Source organism: Enterobacter hormaechei subsp. xiangfangensis (genome assembly GCF_001729785.1).
Taxonomy (GTDB): Bacteria; Pseudomonadota; Gammaproteobacteria; order Enterobacterales; family Enterobacteriaceae; genus Enterobacter; species Enterobacter hormaechei_C.
Map to the genome: position 1 here is coordinate 4453156 of NZ_CP017183.1, position 17855 is coordinate 4471010.

The 17855-nt window shown below is 55.9% G+C and carries 14 protein-coding genes; 9 read left to right on the plus strand and 5 right to left on the minus strand.

Features of this window, described 5'->3' with window-relative positions:
- The first annotated feature begins 382 nt into the window (after positions 1-382).
- The 4 genes from BFV63_RS21305 to BFV63_RS21320 all read left to right on the plus strand — a co-directional run bounded on the left by BFV63_RS21305 (position 383) and on the right by BFV63_RS21320 (position 4548).
- Positions 383-2290: a PTS mannitol transporter subunit IICBA gene (locus BFV63_RS21305; RefSeq protein WP_023315019.1), complete on the plus strand. Its 1908-nt coding sequence runs from the start codon at positions 383-385 to the stop codon at positions 2288-2290.
- A gap of 101 nt (positions 2291-2391) precedes the next feature.
- Positions 2392-3540 (plus strand): mannitol-1-phosphate 5-dehydrogenase, encoded by a 1149-nt coding sequence (gene mtlD, locus BFV63_RS21310; RefSeq protein WP_017382581.1) that lies wholly within the window; start codon positions 2392-2394, stop codon positions 3538-3540.
- Positions 3537-4127, plus strand: coding sequence for a mannitol operon repressor MtlR (gene mtlR / locus BFV63_RS21315; protein WP_023315021.1), 591 nt, complete (start codon positions 3537-3539; stop codon positions 4125-4127). The genes mtlD and mtlR overlap by 4 nt, the downstream gene beginning before the upstream one ends.
- Before the next feature lie 58 nt (positions 4128-4185).
- Positions 4186-4548 carry a YibL family ribosome-associated protein gene (locus BFV63_RS21320; RefSeq protein WP_022652042.1) on the plus strand — a complete coding sequence of 121 codons (363 nt, stop codon included), beginning with the start codon at positions 4186-4188 and terminating at the stop codon, positions 4546-4548.
- A 32-nt stretch (positions 4549-4580) separates the two neighbouring features.
- On the opposite strand, the gene BFV63_RS21325 is transcribed toward BFV63_RS21320, so the two are convergent.
- Genes BFV63_RS21325 through BFV63_RS21340 form a run of 4 tightly spaced genes read right to left on the minus strand, consistent with a single transcriptional unit; the run spans position 4581 to position 9456 of the window.
- The gene (locus BFV63_RS21325; protein ID WP_048241657.1) at positions 4581-5675 is read right to left on the minus strand and encodes a fimbrial protein; all 1095 of its coding nucleotides are present in this window, start codon (positions 5673-5675) and stop codon (positions 4581-4583) included.
- A gap of 9 nt (positions 5676-5684) precedes the next feature.
- Positions 5685-8165 carry a fimbria/pilus outer membrane usher protein gene (locus BFV63_RS21330; RefSeq protein ID WP_053071063.1) on the minus strand — a complete coding sequence of 827 codons (2481 nt, stop codon included), beginning with the start codon at positions 8163-8165 and terminating at the stop codon, positions 5685-5687.
- Between the two features lie 4 nt (positions 8166-8169).
- Positions 8170-8844: a fimbrial biogenesis chaperone gene (locus tag BFV63_RS21335; protein ID WP_071957449.1), complete on the minus strand. Its 675-nt coding sequence runs from the start codon at positions 8842-8844 to the stop codon at positions 8170-8172.
- Between the two features lie 30 nt (positions 8845-8874).
- Positions 8875-9456, minus strand: coding sequence for a fimbrial protein (locus BFV63_RS21340; protein ID WP_003860173.1), 582 nt, complete (start codon positions 9454-9456; stop codon positions 8875-8877).
- Between the two features lie 1099 nt (positions 9457-10555).
- Here BFV63_RS21340 and lldP point away from each other — a divergent pair.
- The 5 genes from lldP to trmL all read left to right on the plus strand — a co-directional run bounded on the left by lldP (position 10556) and on the right by trmL (position 16205).
- Positions 10556-12211, plus strand: coding sequence for an L-lactate permease (gene lldP, locus BFV63_RS21345; RefSeq protein WP_003860175.1), 1656 nt, complete (start codon positions 10556-10558; stop codon positions 12209-12211).
- A complete protein-coding gene (lldR, locus tag BFV63_RS21350; RefSeq protein WP_006808630.1) occupies positions 12208-12981 on the plus strand; it encodes a transcriptional regulator LldR in 774 nt (257 codons plus the stop codon). Before lldP ends, lldR begins: the two co-directional genes overlap by 4 nt.
- Complete coding sequence (gene lldD, locus BFV63_RS21355; RefSeq protein WP_006808631.1) at positions 12978-14165, plus strand: quinone-dependent L-lactate dehydrogenase; 1188 nt, start codon at positions 12978-12980, stop codon at positions 14163-14165. Before lldR ends, lldD begins: the two co-directional genes overlap by 4 nt.
- 180 nt (positions 14166-14345) lie before the next feature.
- The gene (locus BFV63_RS21360) at positions 14346-15686 is read left to right on the plus strand and encodes an MFS transporter (RefSeq protein WP_022652049.1); all 1341 of its coding nucleotides are present in this window, start codon (positions 14346-14348) and stop codon (positions 15684-15686) included.
- 45 nt (positions 15687-15731) lie between these two features.
- Complete coding sequence (gene trmL, locus BFV63_RS21365) at positions 15732-16205, plus strand: tRNA (uridine(34)/cytosine(34)/5-carboxymethylaminomethyluridine(34)-2'-O)-methyltransferase TrmL (protein ID WP_048241654.1); 474 nt, start codon at positions 15732-15734, stop codon at positions 16203-16205.
- A gap of 38 nt (positions 16206-16243) precedes the next feature.
- Here the strand turns inward: trmL and ilvC are convergent, their stop codons facing one another.
- Positions 16244-17719, minus strand: a complete 1476-nt coding sequence (gene ilvC, locus BFV63_RS21370; RefSeq protein ID WP_006808634.1) for a ketol-acid reductoisomerase — start codon at positions 17717-17719, stop codon at positions 16244-16246.
- Positions 17720-17855: the final 136 nt, after the last annotated feature.

The window sequence follows — 17855 nt, forward strand, 5'->3', positions numbered from 1 at the left end:
GCAGGTGTGCGTATCGCATTCCTGTCGTGAGGGGATACGGGAGAAATCTGCATAAAAATATTTTGTGAATCAAATCACAATCTGAAAACAAACAGCCAACTTAACATTGTGATATTAATCACAAAAACCCGCCCATTTTGGCGTAATTCTGAACGATGTATTTTTTTTACACACTCATTATGTGATCGCGATCACTTCATTAATGTCCTCACCCCCTACATTCATGTGATTCAGATCACACAAAATTTCGCTGTCTGGACAGTTGAACGATTCAGTGCCAGATTTCACAGCATCAGAACAGGGCCCGGCTACCTCTGCCGCCGCACATTAACGATAAACCTCGGGCCACAAGCCTAAGCGTAAACATAAGAAGGGGTGTTTTATGTCATCCGATTTCAAGATCAAAGTGCAAAGCTTTGGTCGTTTCCTCAGCAACATGGTGATGCCAAATATCGGCGCGTTTATCGCGTGGGGTATTATCACCGCATTATTTATTCCGACAGGGTGGTTGCCTAACGAAACGCTGGCGAAACTTGTTGGCCCAATGATTACGTACCTGCTGCCGCTGCTCATCGGTTATACCGGTGGTCGTCTGGTGGGCGGTGACCGTGGTGGCGTCGTGGGTGCCATCACAACCATGGGGGTGATCGTCGGTGCGGATATGCCGATGTTCCTCGGTGCGATGATTGCCGGTCCTCTGGGCGGCTGGGCAATCAAGAAATTTGACGTCTGGGTTGATGGCAAGATCAAATCCGGCTTCGAAATGCTGGTGAACAACTTCTCTGCGGGCATCATCGGGATGATCCTCGCGATTCTGGCGTTCCTCGGCATTGGCCCTGCGGTTGAAGTGCTCTCCAAGCTGCTGGCGGCGGGCGTTAACTTCATGGTGGCGCATGACATGCTGCCGCTGGCGTCAATCTTCGTTGAACCGGCGAAAATCCTGTTCCTGAACAACGCCATCAACCACGGTATCTTCTCGCCGCTGGGTATTCAGCAGTCTCACGATCTCGGCAAGTCCATCTTCTTCCTGATTGAAGCCAACCCGGGTCCGGGTATGGGCGTTCTGCTGGCATATATGTTCTTCGGTCGCGGCAGCGCGAAGCAGTCTGCTGGCGGCGCGGCAATCATCCACTTCCTGGGCGGTATTCACGAAATTTACTTCCCGTACGTGCTGATGAACCCACGCCTGATCCTGGCCGTTATCCTCGGCGGTATGACCGGCGTGTTCACCCTGAGTGTACTGGGCGGCGGTCTGGTCTCTCCTGCTTCTCCGGGCTCTATCCTGGCGGTGCTGGCGATGACCCCAAAAGGCGCCTACTTCGCGAACATCGCGGCGATCTGTGCGGCCATGGCGGTCTCCTTCGTGGCCTCCGCTATCCTGCTGAAAACCAGCAAGGTGAAAGAAGACGACGATATCGAAGCGGCAACCCGTCGTATGCATGACATGAAAGCCGAATCCAAAGGCGCAACGCCGCTGGCGGCAGGCGATGTCTCTAACGACCTGAGCCACGTTCGTAAAATCATCGTGGCCTGTGATGCCGGTATGGGCTCCAGCGCAATGGGTGCGGGCGTGCTGCGTAAGAAAGTGCAGGATGCGGGTCTGACCAACATCTCCGTCACCAACAGCGCGATTAACAGCCTGCCGCCGGACGTTGACCTGGTGATCACGCACCGCGATCTGACCGAACGCGCTATGCGTCAGGTACCGCAGGCGCAGCACATTTCCCTGACCAACTTCCTCGACAGCGGCCTGTACACGAGCCTGACCGAACGTCTGGTGGCGGCGCAGCGCCATGAAGATAACGAAGTGAAAGTACGTACCAGCCTGCAAGACAGCTTCGACGAGAGCAACGCGCATCTGTTCAAACTGGGCGCAGAAAACATCTTCCTTGGCCGCACGGCGACCAATAAAGAAGAGGCCATTCGCTTCGCCGGTGAGCAGCTGGTGAAAGGTGGCTACGTTCAGCCGGAATACGTTGAGGCGATGCTGGAGCGTGAAAAGCTGACCCCAACCTACCTGGGTGAATCCATCGCGGTTCCACACGGTACGGTGGAAGCCAAAGACCGCGTGCTGAAAACCGGCGTGGTGTTCTGTCAGTATCCTGATGGCGTGCGCTTCGGTGAAGAAGAGGACGACATCGCCCGTCTGGTGATTGGTATCGCCGCTCGCAACAACGAGCATATCCAGGTGATTACCAGCCTGACCAACGCGCTGGATGACGAAACGGTTATTGAGCGTCTGGCCAACACCACCAGCGTTGAAGAAGTTCTGGCCCTGCTTAACAAATAACGGTACTCCTCCCTCTCCCCCCCGGGGAGAGGGCTAGGGTGAGGGGAAAACGTTCCTCACCCCAGCCCTCTCGGGTAAAAACATTGATGAAGGTTAACACTATGAAAGCATTACATTTTGGCGCAGGTAATATTGGTCGTGGCTTTATCGGTAAACTGCTGGCAGACGCGGGCATTACCCTGACATTCGCCGATGTGAATCAGGTGGTTCTGGATGCCCTGAATGCCCGTCATAGCTATCAGGTTCACGTGGTGGGTGAAAACGAACAGGTTGAAACGGTCTCTGGCGTCAACGCGGTAAGCAGCATTGGCGACGATGTTATCGATCTTATTGCCAGCGTTGATCTGGTCACCACAGCCGTGGGTCCGGTAGTGCTTGAGCGTATCGCCCCGGCGGTCGCGAAAGGCCTGGCGAAGCGTAAAGCACAGGGCGTTGAAACGCCGCTGAACATCATCGCCTGTGAAAACATGGTGCGCGGCACCACGCAGCTGAAAGGCCACGTTCTTGCGGCCGTCGCCGACGAAGATAAAGCCTGGGTTGAAGCGCACGTAGGTTTTGTTGATTCCGCCGTGGATCGCATCGTTCCGCCGTCAGCATCCGCCACCAACGACCCGCTGGAAGTGACCGTGGAAACCTTCAGCGAGTGGATCGTTGATAAAACCCAGTTTAAGGGCGCGCTGCCGACCATTCCGGGAATGGAATTAACCGATAACCTGATGGCATTTGTCGAACGTAAACTCTTCACGCTGAACACCGGGCATGCTATAACCGCGTACCTCGGAAAATTGGCCGGTCATCAGACCATTCGTGACGCGATCCTCGATGAGAACATCCGTGCGGTGGTCAAAGGGGCAATGGAAGAGAGCGGCGCGGTGCTGATCAAACGCTACGGTTTTGATGCTGATAAACACGCAGCATACATCCAGAAAATCCTCGGTCGTTTTGAAAACCCGTATCTGAAAGATGACGTTGAGCGCGTGGGTCGTCAGCCGCTGCGTAAACTGAGCGCGGGCGATCGCCTGATTAAACCGCTGCTGGGCACGCTGGAATACGGCCTGCCGCACGCTAACCTGGTGAAGGGAATCGCTGCCGCAATGCACTACCGCAGCGAGCAGGACCCGCAGGCAATTGAGCTGGCTCAGCTGATTGATGACAAAGGCGCGCAGGCTGCGCTGGCGCAGATCTCCGGTCTGGATGCCAACAGTGACGTAGTTGCGGAGGCGGTCAGCGCATACAACGCAACCAAATGATGCAGAGTCCGGCGCAGGTGAGCCTGCGCCCGAATAACAGATTGTCAGATATGCAGGCAATAATGGAACAAACCCAGGCCTTTGAAAATCGTGTGCTTGAGCGTCTGAATGCTGGCAAAACCGTACGAAGTTTCCTGATTACCGCCGTCGAGCTGTTAACCGAGGCGGTAAACATTCTGGTGCTTCAGGTGTTTCGCAAAGACGACTACGCGGTAAAGTATGCTGTAGAACCGTTACTGGACGGAGACGGACCGCTGGGCGATTTGTCGGTACGGCTGAAGCTGATTTACGGTCTCGGCGTGCTGAACCGTCAGGAGTATGAAGACGCCGAGCTGTTAATGGCGCTGCGCGAAGAGCTCAATCATGACGGCAATGAGTACACCTTTACCGATGATGAGATACTGGGGCCCTTCGGCGAACTGCACTGCGTATCCGCGCTCCCTCCCGCACCTCAGTTTGATAACAGCGACCCAGAGCTGTACGCGATGCAAAAGCTGCGTTATCAACAGGTTGTCCGCTCCACCATGGTGCTTTCCCTGACTGAGCTGATTTCTAAAATCAGCTTAAAAAAAGCGTTTCAGAAGTAAGCCCGCACACATTGGTGTATCCTTCCCTGTAAATTCCCCGTTTTCAGAGTTATTTGTCATGAAAGAAGTCGAAAAGAACGAAATTAAACGCCTGAGCGACCGTCTGGATATGATCCGCCATCAGATGGCCGGCCTCTCCCTTGTTGATTCCGCCGAGAAATATGCCGAGCTGGAAAAAGAGTCCGTGAAGCTGGAGGCGGAAATTGAACGCCTGCGCGAAGTGAAAGGCCAGAAGCTGAGTAAAGAAGCGCAGAAGCTGATGAACATGCCGCATCGCCGCGCGATCACCAAAAAAGAGCAGGCCGACATGGGCAAGCTGAAGAAAAGCGTCCGTGGCCTGGTGGTGGTGCACCCGATGACTGAGCTTGGTCGCGAAATGGGCCTGAAAGAGATGACGGGTTTTTGTAAGACCGCGTTCTGATCGTCCTCCCCTGCCGCTGCGGCAGGGGAAACTCAGTTGTAAATCAGGTTAAACGTGGCCATCGCATCCGCTTTTCCCGCCGTCACGTTCGCTTCCGTCTGAATGTAATGCGCATCAAACCAGAAGGTTTGCGTCTGGTTATCCCCTACTTGCCCAAGCGCTGATACCTGCGGGGTGTTCCACGGTACCACCTGCCCCTGAACCGAACCGGTATTGTCACCGTAAAGCAGTTCGATCCCGACACCGCTGGCGCTATCCTCCTGCTTCGTCAACGCCAGCGCCCGATCGTTGCCCGGCGTGGTATCGCCAAAGAAACCCATCTTAACCGCCGTGTTATTTTCGCAAGTCACCGGAATGCTGAAGCGTCCGCCCCCGGCGCGGGAGCCGATGCCGTGAAATTCACGCTGGCTCACGCTCCCCATGGGAACAAGAATGCTGCGAGAGCCCACTGAACAGCTGGTACGCCTGACGGTGAAGCTGGCGAGATGAATCTGTACTGGTGTCGCCACGTTGGTGGCGCTGGCTTGATTTTCTCCCGCCTGCAATATCAGCGATCCGACATTTTGCTCCTGGGAGTTGGCGTTATCGTCAGGCATGGGGCTGGTCGTCGGGATTTTGTAAAACACCACCCAGAACTGCAATTTATACGTTGGGGCGCTGGCAAAGGCAGGATTCTGTGAGGCATCGCAGATACGCCGGGACTCGTTGCCGTCTACCGGGCTGGTGCCGTCAATATAGCGTACCGCATCGGCGCCGCAGTACTGCTGTTCCCGGAACCCCAGCGCGTAGCCGATGCCGTCGATCTGAGTTTTATAGACGTGACGTGACGCGCCGTCTTCCCCCACCACGGTGCCGACGGGGTTATCCATGTCGACAAAGCCGATACTACGCCAGGCTTCATTCCCGCCATCACAGCTGTAGAAATCCGCCCCGGTAGACTGTATCGGCGCAGATATCGGCGTCCAGTCAGACGTGCCGGGCGCATACCCAATGGCATAAGGCACCTGAACGACCCACTGATCGCGCGTGGTGCGGCAGGTTGAAGTCTGGGCATGGGCATGAAAACTCAGCATGCCAAAAAGCGAAAGAAGGCTCAGATAGAAAAACCAGTGAATAAAACGACGCATGATATTCCTCTAATGGCACTCTACGGGCAGCGTGGCGATACCGGGGGCCATATGAGCTTTCCCCAGTCTGAAAGGTGTCTGGCATTGCTGCTGCTCCCCGTTTTCATACCAGGTGATGCGCAGGGTGCCGCGCTCGGGTACTCCGCTCAGGTAGGCCTGACCGCCGTCAGCGACCATGCTTCGGTTTGCAGAATGGCGGTTCTGCTCCACCACTTCAGCCTGCGCGCCAAACGGCAACGGTTCACCGTGGTAGCGCAGGGAAAACAGAACGCGATAACCAATGTGGGTTTTGTAATTGGCCAGCACCACCGCGCCGCTGGTGGGAATGAGCGTCAGACCGCTCTGCTCAACGTCGACGTTCTCACCCAGCGTCGCCGTATCAAGGCTGACGGTATTTTTGCGATACGCCGAGAGCGTTGGCATGACCGCATAGCCGCGGCTGTCGGTATGGATCCCGTTGTAACCCTCCGGCTCAACGTTCGCCGCACCGGGCACGCGCAGCAGGGCGACGGTATCGCCCAGCGGCTCGCTAAGCGTGACGCCATACTGCGTGGCGATAACGCCTCCGGCGAGTCCGAGGCTCGCGTTGCTACCGCTTCGGCTGTGGTCATAACCGAGGCTGACGTTGCCGTAGCCACCGTTGTATTGCAGCGCCAGGCTGGTACTGTCGGCTTGTCCCTCGCTGGCCTTACTCTGCTGAACGCTGTAATTAAGGTTGCGATTCGCCAGCGCGCTGCCGTTGAGAGACATCTGCTGCGTGGTCATTCCACGATTGTTGTGGTTGATGAAGTAACTGACCGAGCTGTCCGGTAACCAGTGGCCAAGCGGAACATTGACGTTAAACGACACGGTGCGATCGGGATGCTGCTCACGCGCTGAGTCGGTGTAGTCATATCCCGCGCCCCAGGAAATGCCCCGCCAGCTGGTGTACCAGCCAATGTGGATGGTTTTATCCTGCCCGGACGTATGCCAGTAATCCTGCATCCATGCCGAGACGCTGAGGCTGCCGAACTGACCCAGCGTCTGTGAAAAGGTGACCTGCGAGCGGCTACGGCGATTATTGAGTTGCAGCTGTTGGCTGTCAGACTGATTCAGTTCACTAAATTCATAGTAATTGCGCGAGGCATAGCGATAACTCGCCAGGTTGAAGGCGGTGCCGGTAGCGCTGAAATCTTTCTGATACTGAATGCGCCACGCCTGCCCTATCGCGTTTTTGCCGTCGGGTAAATGGCTTTTTGCCAGCGTATCGTCAATGCCCAGCGAGCCAAATGCGCCAAACCCTCTGCCTATGCCAATTGCACCGGCCTGGTAGTTGCTCGCCGTACGAAAGCCGCCATACACCGTCATCCTGGAGAGCAGACCGTAGAAAAAAGCGCCTTCAACAAACTCAGGCGAACGCGCATCGCTGGAGCCGGAATGAAACCGTCCTGCATTGAGACTGTATATCAGGCTGCCCTGGCGTCGCATAAACGGCACCGCAGAATAGGGTTGGGTAAAGACGCGCGTTGAGCCGTCACTTTCCGTGACCGTAACCTGTAGATCGCCGCTTTGTGCGCCGGGGAACAGATCGTTAATGATAAATGGCCCGGCGGCCACCCAGGTTTCATAGATCACATAGCCATTTTGCGAAACGGAGACTTTAGCGAAGCTGTGTGCAACGCCGCGGATGGTTGGTGCGAAGCCGCGCTGGCTGTCGGGTAACATGCTCTCGCTGGACGAGAGCTGAACCCCGCGAAACGCCACGCTATCGAAGACGTCGCCTGCGGTCCAGGCATCGCCGATCCGTAGCTGGCTGTTAAGACGGCGAATATCCCGGCTCAGCCAGCTACTTTGCGACTGAAAATGGTTGCCGCCCGCGTCGCTGTGGCTCCAGGCCGAAGTGTTGCGCAACCGCCACGCCCCCAGATTGATGCCGTTACGCAGGCTCAGATAGCTGGATGTCGTGACCCCGCTCTGATGACGGGCCTGACCGCCCGACAGACTGTAATCAGTAAATGCCGCCGGGATACCATCGTCCCACTGCGACTGCGGCACGTAGCCACGGCTGCGGTGTTTCATCGCCGCCTGCGGCAGGCTGAGAAAGAGACGCTGTTGGTTGAAATCATAGGAGGTTCGCGCTGCCGGAATAAAATCCTCGAGGTGCGTGAACGTTTCTCCCTCCTGCAACCGGGAGAATGCAGGAATGGCCCCTACATTTACGCCAAGCGCTTCCAGCAGCGATACGCTAAAAACGGGTTGCAGGCTGCCTTTCTCATTGACGAAGGTGATCTCCTGATGCCGCTCCTCGCGTCCGTTAATCTCCAGCGTCACGAGCCAGGTGCCTGGCATTTGCCCGCCCTTTTCAGAGAAATAGTGCAGATCCGCCGTTTTCTGTTCGGTAGAGGAAAGCTCCAGCGCGGCGGGATCAAAGTAATCCTCGGCCATCCCCGCACGGCTGAAGCTAAGCAGCAACACTGAAAGCGGCGCGTAACGAAACAGGCGAAAAGGCATGATCTTAAAGAGGCTGGGTGTGGGTGGCGGTGATGGCACCAAAATCATTAATGGCCGACCAGCTTACGCCCCCGGAGGCGGACACAGACCATTCACGGGTTTCCCCTGGACCGATCATGCCCGGCTGCTCAATTTTATGCCCGCCAACGGTCAGCCGATAAAAAGAGACGTAGTATGGCGTCGGGTTAGCGGCCTTAAGCCCTTTTCCCGTCCGCGAAAACGTTATTTTCTGCCAGGCAGTTGCAGCGTCCCCTTTCAGATTGTCCGGGCGGTAGAAAATTTTAAATTTCGATTTAACGTTAACTTGTAATTCGTTGCTGCTCTCTTTTGGCTTTGGCGCAATCGCTTTAATATCGAGCCAGAATACAGATTCACGATCTGTGGGCAGCGGAGCGCCGGTATATTGAATACGCAGCGTGTTGGTCTGCTCCGGATCAAGTCTGAACAGAGGTGGCGTGACAATAAATGGCGCAGCGTTATTTTTACCCTGCCCATCCCCTTCAACCCACGACTGAATAAGATAGGGAACCGCACTTTCCATATTAGAAACAGAAAATGCCACCTCCTTGCTGTGTTGTGGGTATACGATCCGTGTTCCCCCCATTACAACGCCAGCGGAAACTGACGCAGAACTAACCATTAATGCAGTGAGCATAATATACGATAAACGTTTCATCATTATTATCTCTGGAGGTGGCTGACAGTGAAATCAGTTATAAACCATCAGGAAGTTGGATACGGCGTTAACATCGCCGGCGTTGATTTCCGTGCCATCTTTGTCAAGTGCGGCATAGAAAGTTAATTCAGCATTGCCTTCATCATCCGGTGCGGTTGTTTCAGATACCGTACCCGGTTTAATCGCGGTGCTGCGATCGCTGTTATAAAGCTTCACGCCGACACCCGTCGCCATACCTTCACCTGGCGTAACCTGAAGCAGTGTGTCATTCACCGTATCTTTGGTTCCGTCAAACAGTACCGCAACCGATTCAACCGTCTCCGGGCAGTTTTCCACGTTGATTTTGAACTCGCGCGGCGTCGTTTCGTTGTGATCGTCAAAGTAGCTTTTTGCCCACGCCCCAAGGTCTACCGTTTTGTTTTTAGAGGCCGGAGTAATATCACAGGAAATAAGGGTAATCTTCCCGGTAAAATTGATCACCCCGCCCGTACTTTGCGAACCCGCACCGGTATCCAGAGAAGCATTAACGCCAGAATCACTGCTTGCCAGTACCGATTGAGAAGATAACAGCAGCCCCGCCGCGGCAATCGCCAGCGCCACATTTTTGATTTTCATTTGGAACACTTTCCCCTCTGTAAATTAAACAGATATAGACTTGTTGTACCAGGTACAATAACCGCTATAAGGATTTAAAAACGCCACCGAAAGGGTTTTAGCAGAATGGGTGACGCGACCTTATAGAATAAAGCAGGGTCCATCCCATGGTGATAATCCGTATATTTTCAGAAGGCCATACACAGATATCCTTCAACTGAGGAATGACTTCTGGCCGAAAATAACACTGAATACGTTGTGGTTAGTAATAAATTTAAAATCTTCTGTTACGTTGCTTCTGAATAAATAGTAAATCAAATGCCTTTTAACGTCTACGTATTGAAAAGTAATACGCCGCGCTTGTAAACATTCTGAAATTAACACTCAGCTAACAAATTTAACCCCTTTCCATTGCCCTAATAATTATTAATCTGCTTTTAATACCGCAACTAAATTACAAGAGAGTTAACTGATCATTGTTTGATCAATTTATTTCAGAATATTATTAGCCAAAAAATGTCACTTCAGCAAAAAATTATTTCACTTTATCCTGAAAAATCACGGTTAAACAGGATATTTCCTTATCGATCAGCAATTGATCGTTTGTAATACACTGTTAAAATCTATATGTGAAATTTACCTTAATTAAAATTTTTTGCTACAGCTTCGATTTCGCATTTTTAACCAAAAAATTTTTTTATTTATAAGAAATATATCACTCTGATCACACATATACAGATTTTCAAAAACATAAATAAAACAAACAAACCTCATTTGATTCACGCAATATTATCACATACCCATTTTATTCAACCTCTTTTACGCGCCGTATCTGCTCAAAAGGCGAATGTAATGCCCTCCACCTGACTACCGCTCCCAACGCACGCGGTGAGTTGAACTTGCGGTTTTGGTCCTACCAATCATGCGTAAAGCTATCCATCGTTCACAGTTTCGATGCTCCACTTCACAAAAGCATTGCTCAATAGCAACACTTGGTTAACCATTTATTGCCATTAACCCTACATCACAATATTGGAAGGACCACTTTTACACTAAGTGTGACGCTGAGATGAGCAGAGACTCACCCGACGAACACCCGTGTGGTCCTCAGGAGACCTGCATGAGCCTCTGGCAACAAAACTACGATCCGGCCGGGAATATCTGGCTGTCGAGCCTGATCGCATCGCTACCGATCCTGTTCTTCTTCTTTGCGCTGATAAAGCTCAAGCTGAAGGGCTACCTTGCCGCAACGTACACCGTTGCCATCGCCCTGCTGGTGGCGCTGTTCTTCTATAAAATGCCGGTCGATCGCGCGCTGGCCTCCGTGGTGTATGGTTTCTTCTACGGCCTGTGGCCGATTGCGTGGATCATCATCGCCGCTGTCTTTGTCTACAAAATCTCGGTGAAAACCGGGCAGTTCGACATTATTCGCTCGTCGATTCTCTCTATTACACCGGACCAGCGTTTACAGATGCTGATTGTCGGTTTCTCCTTCGGGGCGTTCCTTGAAGGGGCGGCAGGATTCGGCGCGCCGGTGGCGATCACCGCCGCTCTGCTGGTCGGGCTGGGCTTTAATCCGCTGTATGCCGCTGGCCTGTGCCTGATTGTGAACACCGCCCCGGTGGCGTTTGGCGCGATGGGCATTCCGATTCTGGTGGCGGGCCAGGTGACCGGGCTGGACAGCTTCGAGATCGGCCAGATGGTGGGCCGCCAGCTGCCGTTCCTGACCATTATCGTACTGTTCTGGATCATGGCGATTATGGACGGCTGGCGCGGCGTGAAGGAGACCTGGCCTGCGGTGATGGTAGCGGGCGGTTCGTTCGCCATTGCCCAGTATCTCAGCTCCAACTTCCTCGGCCCGGAACTGCCGGACATCATCTCTTCCCTGGTGTCGCTGGTCTGCCTGACGCTGTTCCTGAAACGCTGGCAGCCGGTACGTATCTTCCGCTTTGCTGACATGGGCGCATCGCACGTGGATCAGACGCTGGCGCGCACCGGCTATACCGCCGGACAGATTGTGCGCGCGTGGTCACCGTTCCTGTTCCTGACCGCCACCGTGACGCTGTGGAGCATTCCGCCGTTTAAAGCCCTGTTCGCCCCGGGCGGCGCGCTGTACGACATGGTGATTAATATCTCCGTGCCGTTCCTCGACAAAATGGTCGCCCGTATGCCGCCGGTGGTGCACGACGCCACGCCGTATGCGGCAGTGTTTAAGTTCGACTGGTTCTCAGCCACCGGTACGGCCATCCTGTTTGCCGCTATCCTTTCCGTTGTGTGGCTGCGCATGAAGCCTGCCGCCGCGGTACAGACCTTTGCGGCGACGATTAAAGAGCTGATGCTGCCGATTTACTCCATCGGCATGGTGCTGGCGTTCGCGTTTATTTCGAATTACTCCGGCCTGTCGTCGACGCTGGCGTTAGCGCTGGCGCATACCGGCCACGCGTTTACCTTCTTCTCGCCGTTCCTCGGCTGGCTGGGGGTGTTCCTGACCGGTTCAGATACGTCATCTAACGCCCTGTTTGCTGCCCTACAGGCCACGGCCGCGCAGCAGATTGGCGTCTCGGACGTGCTGCTGGTCGCCGCGAACACCACCGGCGGCGTGACCGGGAAGATGATCTCACCGCAGTCCATCGCCATTGCCTGTGCTGCGGTGGGGCTGGTAGGCAAAGAGTCGGATCTGTTCCGCTTTACCGTTAAACACAGCCTGATATTTACCTGCATGGTGGGCGTGATCACCACATTGCAGGCCTATGTCTTAACCTGGATGATTCCATGATAGTGATGCCCAGACGCCTGTCCGACGAGATTGCCACTCGCGTACGGGCGCTGATAGAAGAACAACAGCTGGAAGCGGGCATGAGATTGCCCGCCGAGCGTCAGCTTGCCGCTCAGCTTGGCGTGTCGCGCAACTCACTGCGCGAGGCGCTGGCGACGCTGGTTAGTGAAGGGGTGCTGCTGAGCCGTCGCGGCGGCGGCACCTTCGTGCGCTGGCAGCATGACGACTGGTCCGAACAAAACATCGTGCAGCCGCTGAAGACGCTGATGGAAAACGACCCGGACTACAGCTTCGACATCCTCGAAGCGCGTCACGCCATCGAAACCAGCACCGCGTGGCACGCGGCGATGCGGGCAACCGACGCCGACAAAGAGAAGCTCAAAGCCTGTTTTGAAGCCACGCAAAGCAGCGACCCGGACATCGCCTCCCAGGCGGACGTGCGGTTCCATCTGGCGATTGCCGAGGCCTCGCACAACGTGGTGCTGCTGCAAACCATGCGCGGGTTCTTCGACCTGCTGCAATCCTCCGTGAAGCAGAGTCGCCAGCGCATGTATCTGGTCCCGCCGGTATTTGCCCAGCTGACCGAACAGCACGAGGCGGTGCTCAACGCCATTCTGGCCGGTGATGCCGAGGCCGCGCGCAAGGCGATGATGGCGCATCTCGGCTTCGTGCATACCACCATTAAACGATTCGATGAAGATCAGGCCCGACAGGCGCGTATTACCCGTCTGCCTGGCGAGAGTGATATTTCCAGGGAGAACAAAGCATGATTATTTCCGCAGCCAGTGACTATCGCGCCGCGGCACAGCGCATTTTGCCGCCATTCCTGTTCCACTACATTGACGGCGGGGCGTACGCCGAATATACCCTGCGCCGCAACGTGGAGGACCTGTCGGAAGTGGCCCTGCGCCAGCGCGTGCTGAAAAATATGTCTGACCTGAGCCTTGAGACGAAGCTGTTTAACGAGACGCTCTCCATGCCGGTAGCGCTTGCGCCCGTCGGTTTATGTGGCATGTATGCCCGTCGCGGTGAAGTGCAGGCCGCCGCCGCCGCAGATGCCAAAGGCATTCCGTTTACCCTTTCCACCGTGTCCGTCTGCCCGATTGAAGAAGTCGCCCCGACCATCAAGCGCCCGATGTGGTTCCAGCTGTACGTCCTGCGCGATCGCGGTTTTATGCGCAACGCGCTGGAGCGCGCCAAAGCGGCGGGCTGCTCAACCCTGGTCTTTACCGTCGACATGCCGACCCCCGGCGCGCGCTACCGCGACGCCCACTCCGGCATGAGCGGCCCTAACGCGGCCCTGCGCCGTTACTGGCAGGCGGTGACGCACCCGCAGTGGGCGTGGGATGTCGGGTTGAACGGCCGTCCGCACGATCTGGGCAATATTTCGGCCTACCTGGGTAAACCGACCGGGCTGGAGGACTACATTGGCTGGCTGGCGAACAATTTCGATCCGTCGATCTCCTGGAAAGACCTGGAGTGGATCCGCGAATTCTGGGACGGCCCGATGGTGATCAAAGGGATCCTCGACCCGGAAGATGCCCGCGACGCGGTGCGTTTTGGCGCCGATGGGATCGTGGTCTCTAACCATGGTGGCCGCCAGCTTGATGGGGTGCTCTCCTCCGCCCGCGCCCTGCCGGCCATTGCCGATGCGGTGAAAGGCGATATTGCGATCCTGGCCGATAGCGGCATCCGTAACGGGCTGGACGTGGTGCGCATGATTGCGCTCGGCGCCGACAGCGTGCTGCTGGGCCGTGCTTACCTGTACGCGCTGGCCACCAGCGGCCAGGCGGGCGTGGCGAATCTGCTGAACCTGATCGAGAAAGAGATGAAAGTAGCGATGACCCTGACCGGGGCGAAGTCGATTAGCGAAATCAGCAAAGACTCTCTGGTGCAGGAGCTCAGTAAGCTGCCTGCGGCGCTGGCCCCTCTTTCCCAAGGAAACGCGGCCTGATCTTCCCCGGTTAGCCTCCCCTTCTTCCGCGCCCGACTTTCCCCTCGGGCGCTTTTTTTGTCGAAAATAACACCTGCGTAACATTCTTGATAAGAAAATTTGACACACCCCGCCCCTCCGCAATTGTATAGACAAGCAAATACAAGAACACAAAAACAACATCACATCGGAGGGGAACGTATGACGTATTCAGGTCGGGTGGATATTCAGCAGGTGATCGATGAAAGTCCTTTTTCAGGGTTTCACTGGCTTCTTATTGTGCTGGGCTTTCTGGTGCTGGCGATCGATGGGTTTGATACCGCAGCGATGGGTTACATTGCGCCTACGCTGTCGACGGAGTGGGGAATACATAAACAGGATCTGGGGCCGGTGCTGAGTGCGGCGCTGCTGGGGCTGTCGCTGGGAGCCCTGATTGCAGGTCCGGTATCGGACCGGATGGGACGCAAGCGCGTGCTGGTCTTTTCGTGTCTCTTCTTCGGCCTGGCGAGCCTGGGCACGGCCTGGGCGCAAAGTCTGAATACCCTGACGCTATGGCGATTTCTGACCGGTCTCGGGCTGGGCGCCGCGATGCCTAACGCCATCACGCTGATCTCAGAGTTTGCCCCCCAGCGCTGCCGCGCCATGGCAATTAACACCATGTACTGCGGCTTTCCGCTGGGTGCGGCGGGCGGCGGGGCGATCTCGTCCTGGCTTATCCCTCACCATGGCTGGCGAAGCGTGCTGCTGACCGGCGCGATTGCGCCGCTGATTTTAACGGTGCTGCTGGCGCTGCTGTTGCCGGAGTCGGTGAAGTTTCTGGTGCAGCGCGGGAAAGACATCGCCCAGGTTCGCCGCATCGCCAGCCGGTTCGCCCGCAGCACGCTGGATAGCGTCACGGGCTTTTTCCTGACAGAGGAGAAAGTCGCGTCGAAAAAAGGCAGCGTGTCGCAGCTGTTTTCCATGCCCTGGCTGCCCGGCACCCTGATGCTGTGGGTCACCTACTTTATGGGACTGGTGATTTATTACGTCCTGCTGAGCTGGATGCCGACGCTGATGCAGGGGATGGGGTATGCGCTGGCGGAATCCGCCTGGCTCACCTCGCTGTTCACCTTCGGCGGCACCGCTGGCATTTTGCTCGCGGGCTGGATGATGGATCGCTGGGAAGCGCACAAGGTGGTCGCGTGTGGTTTCGTGCTGACGATGGGCCTGATTCTTTTACTCGGCATTGAGCATAACCATATCGCCCTGTTTGGCGGGTTAATTTTCCTGATGGGGATCGCGATGAACGGCGCGCAGTCGGGCATGCAGACCCTGGCCGCCACCTTTTACCCTACCGAGTGCCGCGCGACGGGTATCGCCTGGATGCAGGGGATCGGCCGCTTCGGCGGCGTGGCGGGCACCATGACCAGCGCCCAGCTTCTTTCCATGCAGTGGCAGGCAGACAGTATTTTAATGATCCTCAGCGTGCCTGCTCTCGTGGCCGCGGCGGCAACCGTCTACAAAATGCTGTATAGCCGCGCGCAGGAGCCGGGCGTCGCCTAGTCCCTCTCTTTTCTGCTATTCTGCCCCCGCAATTAAGGGGGCAGCATGCTTAACATCGTCTTATTCGAACCAGAAATTCCGCCGAACACCGGCAATATTATCCGCCTGTGCGCCAACACCGGTTTTCGTCTGCACATCATTGAGCCGATGGGCTTTACGTGGGACGACAAACGTCTGCGCCGCGCGGGGCTGGACTACCATGAGTTTACCGCCGTCGTTCGTCATCACGATTACGCCGCGTTTCTGGGATCCGAAAAAACACAGCGCATGTTCGCCCTGACCACCAAAGGCACGCCAGCGCACAGCGCCGTAAGCTATCAGGACGGGGATTATCTGATGTTTGGTCCGGAAACCCGCGGCCTGCCGGCCACCATTCTGGATGCCCTGCCAGCCGAGCAGAAAATTCGTATTCCGATGATGCCGGACAGCCGCAGCATGAACCTGTCGAATGCGGTGTCGGTGGTGGTGTATGAGGCGTGGCGCCAGCTGGGTTATCCCGGCGCGATACTGCGTAGCTAAAACAGTTCGGGTGGCTTGCGCCACCCGATTCATCGTGTTTAGCCTGCTACCGCGATACGTTTCATATCGGTCATGTAGCCACGCAGTTTCTGGCCCACTTTCTCGATTTCGTGGCTGCGGATCGCTTCGTTAACGTCACGCAGCTGCGCGTTATCAACCGCACCTTCCGCAATCGCCTGGCCCAGATCGCCCGCTTGCAGGGTGGTCATGAACTCTTTCAGCAGCGGTACGCAGGCGTAAGAGAACAGGTAGTTACCGTACTCGGCGGTATCGGAGATCACCACGTTCATCTCATACAGACGCTTACGGGCGATGGTGTTTGCGATCAGCGGCAGCTCGTGCAGCGATTCGTAGTACGCAGACTCTTCAATGATGCCGGAATCCACCATAGTTTCGAACGCCAGCTCAACGCCTGCTTTCACCATCGCAATCATCAGGACGCCTTTATCGAAGTACTCCTGCTCGGTGATCTTGCCGTCGTACTGTGGTGCGGTTTCGAACGCGGTTTTACCGGTCTCTTCACGCCAGGTCAGCAGTTTCTTATCGTCGTTCGCCCAGTCTGCCATCATGCCGGAGGAGAACTCGCCGGAGATGATGTCGTCCATATGTTTCTGGAACAGCGGCGCCATGATGGTTTTCAGCTGTTCAGAGAGTGCGAACGCGCGCAGTTTTGCCGGGTTGGACAGACGGTCCATCATCAGCGTAATGCCGCCCTGCTTCAGCGCTTCGGTGATGGTTTCCCAGCCGAACTGAATCAGTTTTTCCGCGTATGCCGGATCGGTGCCTTCCTCCACCAGCTTGTCGAAGCACAGCAGAGAGCCAGCCTGGAGCATGCCGCACAGGATAGTCTGCTCGCCCATCAGGTCAGATTTCACTTCCGCAACGAAGGAAGATTCCAGTACGCCCGCACGATGGCCGCCGGTGGCCGCTGCCCAGGCTTTGGCAATCGCCATGCCTTCGCCTTTCGGATCGTTTTCCGGGTGAACGGCGATCAGCGTCGGTACGCCGAAGCCACGTTTGTACTCTTCACGCACTTCGGTGCCCGGGCACTTCGGCGCCACCATCACCACGGTGATGTCTTTACGGATCTGCTCGCCCACTTCAACGATGTTGAAGCCGTGGGAGTAACCCAGCGCGGCGCCGTCTTTCATCAGCGGCTGTACGGAACGCACAACGTCAGAGTGCTGCTTGTCCGGCGTCAGGTTCACCACCAGATCCGCCTGCGGGATCAGCTCTTCGTAGGTACCCACTTTGAAGCCGTTTTCGGTCGCTTTACGCCAGGAAGCACGCTTTTCGGCAATCGCTTCTTTACGCAGGGCGTAAGAGATATCCAGCCCGGAGTCACGCATGTTCAGGCCCTGGTTCAGACCCTGTGCGCCACAGCCGACAATGACCACTTTTTTACCCTGAAGGTAGCTCGCGCCATCAGCAAATTCATCGCGCGCCATGAAGCGGCATTTGCCCAGCTGCGCCAGCTGCTGGCGCAAGTTCAGTGTATTAAAGTAGTTAGCCATGGGTGATACCTCGTGATGTTGTGTTGTTTATTACTCTATGGATTTCACGTTTTAGGAAGGCGTCAAGTCTGCGAACCCCCAGGAGCTTACTCTAGTAAGTGACTGGGGTGAGTTGACGCAGACAACGCACCTACAA